General features: G+C 58.6%; 13 protein-coding genes. 1 reads left to right on the forward strand and 12 read right to left on the reverse strand.

Annotated elements, in window-relative coordinates:
* Window position 1: 1 nt before the first annotated feature.
* The 4 genes from ACR0I0_RS18180 to ACR0I0_RS18195 all read right to left on the reverse strand — a co-directional run bounded on the left by ACR0I0_RS18180 (window position 2) and on the right by ACR0I0_RS18195 (window position 3,059).
* The gene (locus ACR0I0_RS18180) at window positions 2-619 is read right to left on the reverse strand and encodes a cytochrome P460 family protein (protein ID WP_480492462.1); all 618 of its coding nucleotides are present in this window, start codon (window positions 617-619) and stop codon (window positions 2-4) included.
* A 285-nt stretch (window positions 620-904) separates the two neighbouring features.
* Window positions 905-2,092 carry a dual-specificity RNA methyltransferase RlmN gene (rlmN, locus tag ACR0I0_RS18185; RefSeq protein WP_480492463.1) on the reverse strand — a complete coding sequence of 396 codons (1,188 nt, stop codon included), beginning with the start codon at window positions 2,090-2,092 and terminating at the stop codon, window positions 905-907.
* 117 nt (window positions 2,093-2,209) lie between these two features.
* The gene (locus ACR0I0_RS18190) at window positions 2,210-2,380 is read right to left on the reverse strand and encodes a hypothetical protein (RefSeq protein WP_171638615.1); all 171 of its coding nucleotides are present in this window, start codon (window positions 2,378-2,380) and stop codon (window positions 2,210-2,212) included.
* A gap of 142 nt (window positions 2,381-2,522) precedes the next feature.
* Window positions 2,523-3,059: an invasion associated locus B family protein gene (locus tag ACR0I0_RS18195; RefSeq protein WP_171638616.1), complete on the reverse strand. Its 537-nt coding sequence runs from the start codon at window positions 3,057-3,059 to the stop codon at window positions 2,523-2,525.
* 179 nt (window positions 3,060-3,238) lie between these two features.
* Here ACR0I0_RS18195 and ACR0I0_RS18200 point away from each other — a divergent pair, with 179 nt between their 5' ends.
* Window positions 3,239-4,237 (forward strand): asparaginase, encoded by a 999-nt coding sequence (locus tag ACR0I0_RS18200; protein ID WP_480492464.1) that lies wholly within the window; start codon window positions 3,239-3,241, stop codon window positions 4,235-4,237.
* 5 nt (window positions 4,238-4,242) lie between these two features.
* Here ACR0I0_RS18200 and ACR0I0_RS18205 read toward each other — a convergent pair whose 3' ends face one another.
* The 8 genes from ACR0I0_RS18205 to ACR0I0_RS18240 all read right to left on the reverse strand — a co-directional run.
* Window positions 4,243-4,563: a YciI family protein gene (locus ACR0I0_RS18205; RefSeq protein WP_171638618.1), complete on the reverse strand. Its 321-nt coding sequence runs from the start codon at window positions 4,561-4,563 to the stop codon at window positions 4,243-4,245.
* A 22-nt stretch (window positions 4,564-4,585) separates the two neighbouring features.
* A complete protein-coding gene (locus tag ACR0I0_RS18210; RefSeq protein ID WP_480492465.1) occupies window positions 4,586-5,014 on the reverse strand; it encodes an SRPBCC family protein in 429 nt (142 codons plus the stop codon).
* Window positions 5,002-5,331 carry an ArsR/SmtB family transcription factor gene (locus ACR0I0_RS18215; protein ID WP_171724871.1) on the reverse strand — a complete coding sequence of 110 codons (330 nt, stop codon included), beginning with the start codon at window positions 5,329-5,331 and terminating at the stop codon, window positions 5,002-5,004. Before ACR0I0_RS18215 ends, ACR0I0_RS18210 begins: the two co-directional genes overlap by 13 nt.
* A gap of 41 nt (window positions 5,332-5,372) precedes the next feature.
* Window positions 5,373-6,251, reverse strand: coding sequence for a phosphoserine phosphatase SerB (serB, locus tag ACR0I0_RS18220; protein WP_480492466.1), 879 nt, complete (start codon window positions 6,249-6,251; stop codon window positions 5,373-5,375).
* A gap of 37 nt (window positions 6,252-6,288) precedes the next feature.
* Window positions 6,289-7,017, reverse strand: coding sequence for a metallophosphoesterase (locus ACR0I0_RS18225; protein ID WP_480492467.1), 729 nt, complete (start codon window positions 7,015-7,017; stop codon window positions 6,289-6,291).
* 119 nt (window positions 7,018-7,136) lie between these two features.
* Window positions 7,137-8,732, reverse strand: a complete 1,596-nt coding sequence (gene serA / locus ACR0I0_RS18230; RefSeq protein ID WP_171638623.1) for a phosphoglycerate dehydrogenase — start codon at window positions 8,730-8,732, stop codon at window positions 7,137-7,139.
* 64 nt (window positions 8,733-8,796) lie between these two features.
* On the reverse strand, window positions 8,797-9,951 hold the full coding sequence (locus ACR0I0_RS18235; RefSeq protein ID WP_480492468.1) for a phosphoserine transaminase: 1,155 nt from the start codon (window positions 9,949-9,951) through the stop codon (window positions 8,797-8,799).
* A gap of 194 nt (window positions 9,952-10,145) precedes the next feature.
* A partial coding sequence (locus tag ACR0I0_RS18240) for a hypothetical protein (RefSeq protein WP_480492469.1) occupies window positions 10,146-10,372 on the reverse strand: 227 nt, incomplete at its 5' end.

Here is a 10,372-nt window from a genome sequence, read left to right on the forward strand (position 1 = left end):
CTCAGTCGCGTGTTCGATACTCTTCCGGCACGTAAAACGTATAGTCCCGATCTGCCACCTGTTCGTGGCAGACATGGCAATAGGCCACGGCACCGGCGCGGTCGCCCATAGTGTCCCCAAAGACCGAGCCGTCCGGCAAGACCATGATGTAACGCCAATCCGCCGTGTCCGGGCTGGCATCTTCTGCCAGTTTCTCCATTACGAACATGGCACCGGGATGCACGTGACCTTCATCCGTCACGGTCATGCTGTCCTTGGCAAGAACCGACCCCATGGGAAGTTCTTCACCTTCCTGCAACGTCGCGTAGTTATGCGCCATGCGATTGGCGTAGCTGTTCACATACCTTTGCCCGTGGGTTGCCGAAATATAGGGCGCATCGTTGAAAATCGGCCAGCTTTGGTAGTTGAGGATCAGGTCCAGTTGCGCCACGGCGTAGCCACGCGCCATGCGGCGATTGAGGGATCGGTAGTGTTCCAAAGCCTCTTTTTTGCTCAACTCGGCAGGGTTTTCGATTGCAATATGAGCGTCCTGGCCGTCAGCAAAGGCCAAGCTTGAACCCGAGACGATAGCGAGCGCAGCGGCACCAAAACGGATGATCGAAAAAGAACTTGCATTCATAATCGTGGCCCACCTGAAATTCAGTTCACCTGAGCGCTTTCTGCACCACTTGGAACAGTCTAGCGGAATCGCAAAAACTTGCCATCTCTGACCCGGACACCTCACCGGCTTGTGCATCGAATTGAAGAGGCAAATTCAGCGACGGGCACGAGAAATATAGCAAATCATGCATGTAGTTTCAGCATCTGAAACATTAAGTTTGAACAAAACAATTGTGACGTGCAGACAAAGCCAGAAAACACTTAAGGCGCGATCCAATCAAGCCTGGCCCAGATGGACCAAACCCTATCGGCTCAGACCCGTTTCGGCCTCGATTTGTTTGCGTGATTTGCGCGCCCGTTCGGTCGCCGACTTCAACTGACCGCAAGCCGCCATGATGTCCTCACCGCGTGTCTTGCGGATGGGCGAGGCATAGCCGGCCTGATAGATGATGTTTGCGAAGGCGCGGATGCGGTTGTTCGAGCTGCGCTTGTACGGTGCGCCGGGCCATTCGTTGAACGGGATCAGGTTGATCTTGGCCGGAATGTTGTGTCGCTTGATGTGATCGATCAAACGATGCGCATCTTCGTCACTGTCATTCACACCATCCAGCATCACATATTCAAACGTGATCCGTTCAGAGTTCGAAGCATTCGGATAGCTGGCCAAAGCGGTCAGCAGTTCCTCGATATTCCAACGTTTGTTGATGGGCACAAGAACGTCGCGAGTTTCGTCCGTAGTGGCGTGGAACGAGATCGCCAGCAGGCACCCGATTTCCTCGGCGGTGCGCGCGATCTCGGGCACCACGCCCGAGGTCGACAGAGTAATCCGCCGGCGCGACAGAGAAATGCCCTCGGGGTCCATGGCGATCTTCATCGCGTCGCGCACGTTTTCGAAATTGTAAAGCGGCTCGCCCATTCCCATCAGAACGATGTTCGACAGCAGGCGGGTTTCGTCCTTAGGTGCGCCGGGGGTTGGCCATTCTTCAAGATCGTCGCGCGCCATCATGATCTGGCCAACGATTTCGGCGGATGTCAGGTTTCGTACAAGTTTTTGAGTGCCGGTATGACAAAACGAACAGGTCAGCGTACAGCCCACCTGAGACGAGATACACAGCGTGCCGCGATCTTCCTCGGGGATGTAGACCACCTCGACCTCATGCCCGCCGGCGATACGGCACAGGTATTTGCGGGTGCCGTCCTCGGACACCTGACGTGTGACCACCTCGGGGATTTCGATCACGAAGTGCTCGGCCAGTTGAGCGCGATAAGCCTTTGCCAGATTGGTCATCTGGGCAAAGTCGCGCACGCCCCATTGGTAGATCCATTGCCAGATCTGACCGGTGCGCATCTTGGCCTGTTTCTCGGGCGTGCCGTGTTCAATCAAGGTTTCGCGCAAACGGTCGCGCGTAAGGCCGACGAGGTTGATCTTCCCGTCGGGCAGTTTGCGCGGGATGGTCATGACGTCTTGGGTGATCGGCGCTTTAGGCGACATTGGCGTATCTCAAAGGAATCGGGCTTGGGATGCGCCTCTATATAGGAACCTGTGCAAAGATCAAAAGGTTTCCTAAGCCAACAGGCCCGGCACGATGAACATACCGGGCCTTTTTGATCAGTTTACCGGCGGCGGTGTGTAGCAATCACTGGCGTCCAGGGTCTGAACCGGATCTTCCGGGCCACATTGCTCGCCCGATATCGGGTAGGTTTCAGCATTCTTCTCGCAAGCGCTCAGCACAGCGGCGGATGCGACCAGAACCAGAGTGATCCAAGTTTTCTGTTTCATCACGATGTCCTCTCTAGGTGGCTAAACCACTTAGTTCACATTGCCGAACGCGAAACTTTGATGCGGATCAAAACTGGCAGATGACCATACGTCAAAAGCCCCGCGACCAGGCGGGGCCTTTTCAACAATCGGCGCGATAAGATCAGTTGGTGCAGCGCTTCTCAGCGTCTTCAATCGCTGCGGTAAAGCCCAGCAGCGAGAAGGTGTCTTTCGTCTGCGTCCCACGCTCGGACCGGGCGGTCAGAACAGCCTCGGTTCCGCGCTTCAGGGCGGTGATGATCTTGGCATCATCCGCATCCGACGCGGCCCAGGCCCATTCGCCTTCTGTGAACAGTTCGAACTCGGTCCCGTCCACATTCAGGTTCACCGTCGAACCCGCGGCAAACGGGTAGCCGCCAGTAAAGGTCAATTGGCCTTTGACCTCGGCATTCGGGCGATAGAACACAAACAGCAAGATATCGCTGCGCCGTACGGAAACCACACGTCCACCGCGGGTGTTTACAGTTTCTTTGGGTGCCGAGACGCTCCAGCATTCGGTGGGATCGTCTTCGACAAAAACGCTCCAATCCGTTTTTGCAGCAACGCGGTTGGTGCTTGTCGCCTGTTGGGCGATTGCAGATGTTGCTGCGATGCCTGCCATACACAGGCCCGCTATCGTGCGAACGAGCATTGATCCCATTTGTCCAGCCTCCTAGCTCGACCCTTACCTCATACCCATCGGACACGTCTGCGAACCCTGCCGGTTCGTCTATTCGTTTGCGTCTTCCGATGATTGCCGACATACACACACTAACGCAGGTTTCGCCACAGGCGAAAGGGCGATTGGCAGAATTTTGCGCATAAATTTCGGAGGTCCAGATGACGCAGCCCGTACCCATGACAGAACTTTGGCGCGGCCCTCTGCTGGAAAGTCTGCATCTGGGTCATGCGGTTATTTGCGATGACACGGGCCAGATCGTGCGCAGTTGGGGCGACCCGCAATCCGTCATATACCCGCGGTCATCCGCCAAGATGATTCAAGCGCTTCCGTTGGTCACATCAGGGGCGGCGGCGAAATACGGTCTGACCAGCGAACACCTCGCGTTAGCCTGCGCCTCGCATAACGGGGCGGCGATCCACACGGATCGCGTGACGGCGTGGCTGGACCATCTGGGGTTGAACGAGCACGATCTGCGGTGCGGCCCACAGGAGCCCGCCGACACCGCCGCGCGCGACCGGCTGATTTTGGCGGACGACACGCCTTGCCAGATCCACAACAATTGTTCCGGCAAGCATTGCGGCTTTCTGACTCTGGCACAGCATATGGGCGCCGGGCCGGAATACCTTGAAATTGATCATCCGGTGCAACAAGCCTGCCTATCTGCCGTCGAAGAAACAACGGCCGAGACCAGCCCGGCATACGGCATCGATGGCTGTTCCGCCCCGAATTTCGCCACATCGCTTTTCGGTTTAGCACGTTCGATGGCTTGGTTTGCTTCAGCCGCAGACCGGTCCGACCGCTCCAGCGATGCAGCGATGCAGCTGGTGGCCGCGATGGTGAAACACCCGGAACTGGTTGCCGGTGAGACCCGGGCCTGCACCGAACTGATGCGCGCCATGAACGGGCGCGTCGCCATCAAGACCGGGGCCGAGGCGGTGTTTGTGGCCATCATCCCGGAAAAACGCATGGGCGTTGCGCTGAAGATCGCCGATGGCACCACACGGGCCAGCGAATGCGCCATCGCCGCTATTCTGGTGAGCCTTGGTGTGCTGGAGGCCGATCACCCGGCCACCCGCAAATTCATGAACGCCACGCAATACAGCCGCCGGGGGCTGGAATGCGGCGTGATCAAACCTGCGCCGGGTTTCCCCGGCTAAGGCCACTACATCTCGATCTCGTGCACCTCGGCCACTTCAACCGAGCCTGTGCCGTTGACGACCATCGGACAGCCCTTGGCCATCTCGGTCGCAGCATCGATACTGTCAGCTTTGATCACCGTGAAGCCCGAGGCCGGGTTTGCGCCGCCGTTATCGACCACTCCGTTGTTGCTGACGGTGTAAGACTGCCCCACCGGGTTTCCGGGGATATCGAGGGCGTCTCCCATATCCTGAAACCAGGCGCCCCAGGCGGCCATGGTCGCCTCGATCTCGGCGGGGTCGGTCGGGGTGTGCCCCCCGTGATAAACAAACAAATATTGGGGCATATCGCTCCTCCCTGATGAAAACTTATTTGCACTTCGCTTCGAGTTTGCGCAGCGAAGACGTCCAGCCCTGATTGTGGTTCGCGGCTGCTTCGGCATCGGCCAGTTCGCGGTGGTCCAAAACCAGGCGCGACCCCGTGCCTGTCGCTTTGACTGTGAAGGTGACGTGGCTTTCGGCCCCGCGCTGATCCTGATCGTCATGCCAGCCCCAGGTAAACCCAACCGAGTTTGGAGGGTCGACATGCGTGACGTGGCCCGAGACCTTGTATTGCTGGCCCTCGCCGTTTTCCATGACCGAATACCACGGGCCGGTGCGCGAGAAATCCAGATTGTGTTCAGGCGCGTGCATCCCTTCGGGGCCCCACCATTGCAACAACCGGCTGCCGTCACTGATCCATGCAAACAGTTCCTCTGGGCTGACGGGGAAATCCCGTTCCAGTTTCAGGTCGGCCATGAATTCTCCCTTTCGATGATATCACTGAGGCGATCAAGGCTGCTTTCCCAGAATTGCCGTTTGGAGATCGTCCAGTCGGCAATCATACGCAGCCCGTCGGACCGGATGGAGTACATCCGTTGGGTGCCCCGCACACGCTGCTGCACCAACCCGGCCTCGCGCAGCACCTTGAGGTGGCGCGAAATCGCGGCGCCGGACATGCCGCGCCCTTCGATCAGTTCACCAGCGGGCAGTTCGCCCTGCTCCATCAGTTGCTCGACAATCGAGAACCGGGTGGCATCAGACAAAGCGGAAAAGGTGGTCAGAAGCGTGCTCATGACTTCTATTTAACACAAATGTTAAATAATGAAAAGCCCTGTCAGGATTCGGCGAAATCCGCGCGACTGTACCCTTGTAGATAAAGCAGTGCCGTCAGGTCGCCGTGATTCACCCGCACATCACATTGTGCGGCCACCGACGGTTTGGCATGAAGGGCAACCCCGGTCCCGGCCCGGCCAAGCATTCCAAGGTCATTGGCCCCGTCACCCACGGCAATCACATCACTTTCCGACAGGCCCCGACGCGTTGAAATCTGCGCCAGCGCTTCGACCTTGGCCTGACGCCCCAGAATAGGACGCGCGACGTCTCCGGTCAGCTTGCCATCTTCCGCCAGCAAAGTGTTGGCACGGTTTTCATCGAACTCCAAAAGCTCTGCCACCCGCGCGGTAAAGGCCGTAAAGCCACCGGATACCAATGCTGTATAGGCCCCGTTGGCCCGCATCGTCGCCAGCAATTCCCTGCCTCCGGGCATCAGGGTGATCCGTTCGCGCAGGACTTTGCCGATGACGCTTTCATCCAGATCCTTCAGCAAACCAACCCGCTCGATCAGGGCACCTTCGAAATCCAGCTCTCCGTTCATGGCGCGGGCGGTGATGTCCTTGACCCGGTCGCCGACGCCAGCCTCATCCGCCAGTTCATCGATACATTCCTGCTGGATCATGGTGCTGTCCATATCGGCCAGCAGCATCTGTTTGCGCCGCCCCTGCGCAGGCTGCAAAATCAGGTCCACGCCCATACCCTGCAAGTCTGCCCAAACGTCCCAGCGATTGTCGGGGATGGCGTTCAACTCGAATTCTGCCGCCTCATCCGGGTTGAGCCAGAAGATGTCCCCGCCACCCCACGCATTGCGCAGTGACTCGGGTAATGCGCTGTCCAGCGAAGGCGCTGCCGGATTGGTCAGCAAAGTGGCGACATACATCTTCAATCTCCAAATTTTCTTGGCCGGGCGAGGTGATCTAGGGGGTCAACGGCAAACGGCCCTGATCGGTCAATTCCCAGCAGGTCTGCCCTTCGAACACCGCGACACCCACCGGGCGCCCATATCCGGCACCTGTGTCCAGATTGACGCGATTTCCATAATGCGTTGCCCGGTCTACCGGAGTATGACCATGCACGATCAGTTTGGGATGCGGACCCAGATGAGCATGAAAATCCTGCCTGATCCAGACTAGGTCGTTGTCCCCCTGCGCGTTGAGCGGCACGCCCGGGCGAATACCTGCGTGAACAAAGGCAAGCTCTGGCGTCTGATGCATCAGAACCATATCTCGCAGAAAAGTCAGGTGCGATTTCGGCACCGCCGCCTGCGCCATCTGATGCAGATCTTCCAGACGAATCTGGCCTTCGAATTCCACGCCATAACTGCGCAGGGTCTCGACCCCACCCAGCCTTTCATGCAGCCAATGATACCCGACAAGCAAATGCGGATCGTGACGCGGCGTATCCTCCATGAACCAGGCGAACATGCGATCATGGTTGCCCAGCAGAGTGATCCAGTTCAGGCCCGCATCGCGCCCGGCAATCAGACGCTCGATCAGCCCGCGGCTGTCAGGGCCGCGATCCACGTAATCACCTAGAAACACGATCTGGGCGTCCGGGCCGCCATCACCCCGGATCAGAGACAGCGCGCGTTCCAGCTCGGCCACCTGCCCGTGCAGATCACCAACAACGTAGACAGGCTGTGTCATAGATCCTCCGACGGTAAGGTTCAGCTTGCTTGTGCCGCAGATTGCAGCCCGAGAAAACAAAGGACCCGGGCCTTCGGTCAACCGGGTCCCGAACTGTTTCTCAAACTCAACAGGCCTCGTCAGGTGACATCAAATTCCAGCGGCTTGATCTGCGTGAACAGACCCGTTTCCGCCAACTTGGCGCGTGCCTCGGCCGGAACGGGTTCGTCGACATAAAGCAACGCAATCGCTTCTCCTCCGGCCTCGGATCGACCAAGGGTAAAGTTCGCGATGTTGACGTTGTTCTCGCCCATGGTCTGCCCCAAAGCACCGATGATGCCCGGCACGTCTTCGTTGGTGGTGTAGAGCATATGGGCACCGACCTCGGCGTCGATATTGATGCCCTTGATCTGGATGAACCGCGGTTTGCCGTCGCTGAACACAGTGCCGCCGATAGAACGCTCGCGCTTGTCGGTCACAACGGTGACTTTGATATAGCCTTCGAAGGCACCCGATTTGTCCTGATTGGTGGTCGAGATCTTGATCCCACGTTCCTTGGCGACAACCGGGGCCGACACCATGTTCACCTCGGGGTTGAACTTTTTCATGATCCCGGCGACCACCGAGCAGTTCAACGCCGCCAGATTCATTTCAGCGGCCACACCATCATACAGGATATTGATCGCCTTGACCGGCTCATCCGTCATCTGGCCGATAAAGCTGCCCAGATGGCCGGCCAGCTTGATCCACGGCCCCATCACCTTGGCTTCTTCCGCCGTTACACTGGGCATGTTCAAAGCGTTCTCGACCGCACCTGTCAGCAGATAGTTCGAGATCTGCTCGGCCACTTGCAGCGCCACATTCTCCTGCGCTTCGGTCGTTGCTGCACCAAGATGCGGCGTGCAGACCACGTTGGGCAGATTGAACAGGGGGTTGTCCTTGGCGGGTTCCTCACCGAACACGTCAAACGCGGCGCCCGCAACGTGACCGGATTGCAGCGCCTCGGCCAAGGCCTCCTCATCGACCAGACCACCCCGAGCACAGTTGATGATGCGCACGCCTTTCTTGGTCTTGGCAAGGTTCTCACGGCTCAGAATATTGCGGGTCTGATCCGTCAGCGGCACGTGCAGGGTGATGAAGTCGGCGCGGGACAGCAACTCGTCCAGCTCTACCTTTTCCACGCCCATCTTGGCGGCTTTCTCTTCGCCCAGATAGGGATCATAGGCGATGACTTTCATCTTCAGGCCAAGCGCGCGCTCGCACACGATGCCACCGATGTTCCCCGCACCAATGACGCCGAGCGTCTTGTTGGTCAGCTCGATCCCCATGAACTTGGACTTTTCCCACTTGCCCGCATGGGTCGAAGTCGAGGCCTCGGGGATCTGCCGCGCCACGGCAAACATCATCGCAATGGCGTGTTCGGCAGTGGTGATCATGTTGCCGAATGGCGTGTTCATCACGATCACACCTTTTTTCGACGCCGCTTCCTTGTCGATATTGTCAGTGCCAATTCCAGCGCGGCCGATCACCTTCAGCTTGTCGGCTTTTTCGAGAATGGTCGGCGTGACCTTGGTGGCCGAGCGGATGGCAAGACCATCATACTGGCCGATCACCTCGGCCAACTTGTCCTTGTCCTTGCCCAGATCGGGCATGAAATCCACGTCGATGCCGCGATCACGGAAAATCTGAACGGCGGTTTCGCTGAGTTTGTCGGAAACGAGTACTTTGGGAGCCATGTTTGTGGTCCTTGAATGTATTGAGAGGTCCGGGCCGATGCGGCCCGGTGGAGATGGGATGCGATCAGGCGGCTTCTGTCTGCGCCGCGATTTCGGCCTCAAAGGCCCATGCTAGCCAAGGCAGCATCGCTTCGATGTCCGAGGTCTCGACCGTACCGCCGCACCAGATCCGCAAGCCCGCAGGCGCGTCGCGATAGGCACCGATGTCCAGCGCGATATTCTCGGACTCCAGCCGCTTGGCCACAGCCTTGGCAAAGCTTGCGCCGTCCTGAATTCGGGCGTCGGTGAATTTCAGACAGACGGATGTGTTCGACCGCGTCGCAGCGTCTGCGGCCAGGTTTTCGATCCAGTCGTTCCGGTCGCAGAACGCATGCACTGCATCGGCATTGGCGTTCGCGCGGGCTGTAAGGCCCTTCAGACCGCCCACCGAGCGCGCCCAATCCAGTGCAAACAGATAATCCTCAACCGCCAGCATCGACGGCGTGTTGATCGTCGCCCCGGTAAAGATGCCTTCGATCAGCTTGCCACCCTTGGTCAGGCGGAAAATCTTGGGCAGCGGCCATGCAGGGGTGTAGCTCTCCAGACGTTCAACGGCGCGCGGCGACAGGATCAGCATCCCATGCGCGGCCTCACCGCCCAGAACCTTCTGCCAGCTGAAGGTGGTCACATCCAGCTTGTCCCAGGGCAGGTCCATCGCAAAGGCAGCCGAGGTTGCGTCGCAGATCGTCAGACCCTGACGATCATCGGCGATCCAGTCGCCATTCGGCACGCGCACGCCCGAGGTGGTGCCATTCCACGTAAAGACCACGTCATTGGCGAAATCGACCGATGCCAGATCCACGATCTGTCCGTAATCGGCGGTCTTCACCTCGGCGTCGATCTTAAGCTGCTTGACCACATCGGTCACCCAACCGGACCCAAAGCTTTCCCACGCCAGCATCTCGACCTTGCGTTCGCCCAATAGCGACCAAAGAGCCATCTCAACCGCGCCCGTGTCCGAGGCGGGAACAATGCCGATCCTGTAATTTGCGGGAATGCCAAGCACCTCACGCGTGCCTTCGATGGCCGCTTTCAGCTTGTCCTTGCCAACGGCGGCACGGTGCGAGCGTCCCAAGGCCGCATCGGCCAGTTTGGTCAGATCAAATGTGGGGGGTTTGGCGCAAGGGCCCGAGGAAAAACGCGGATTGGCCGGCCGCGTCGCCGGTTTTTGAGTGCTCATCTGTATTACCCTTCCAGATACACGCCCCTCGTTGGGGAGGGGTGTCCCACGCACAGAGCTATGGGCCCTTCGCACCCGCAGCAAGCGAAAAAGACGCTTCGCTGGGTAAAAACGACATCCAAAGAGGGCACAAATCAGAACATGAGTTTCCGATTGGCGAAAAACCCCGCCGAAACTCGGCGGGGTTGTTGCTGTTATTCCGCGGCGTCTGCGTATGCGTCCATTGGGGGGCATGTGCAGACGAGGTTTCTGTCACCGTAAGCGTTGTCGACGCGGTTGACGGGGGACCAATATTTGTCGACGCCCATGGAACCCGGCGGGAAGCAGGCTTGTTCGCGGGTGTAGGGGCGGTCCCAGTCGCCGACCAGATCGCGCACCGTGTGGGGGGCGTTTTTCAGCGGGTTGTTTTCCGCGTCGATCT

The sequence above is a fragment of the Ruegeria sp. AG6 genome, from assembly GCF_056541565.1.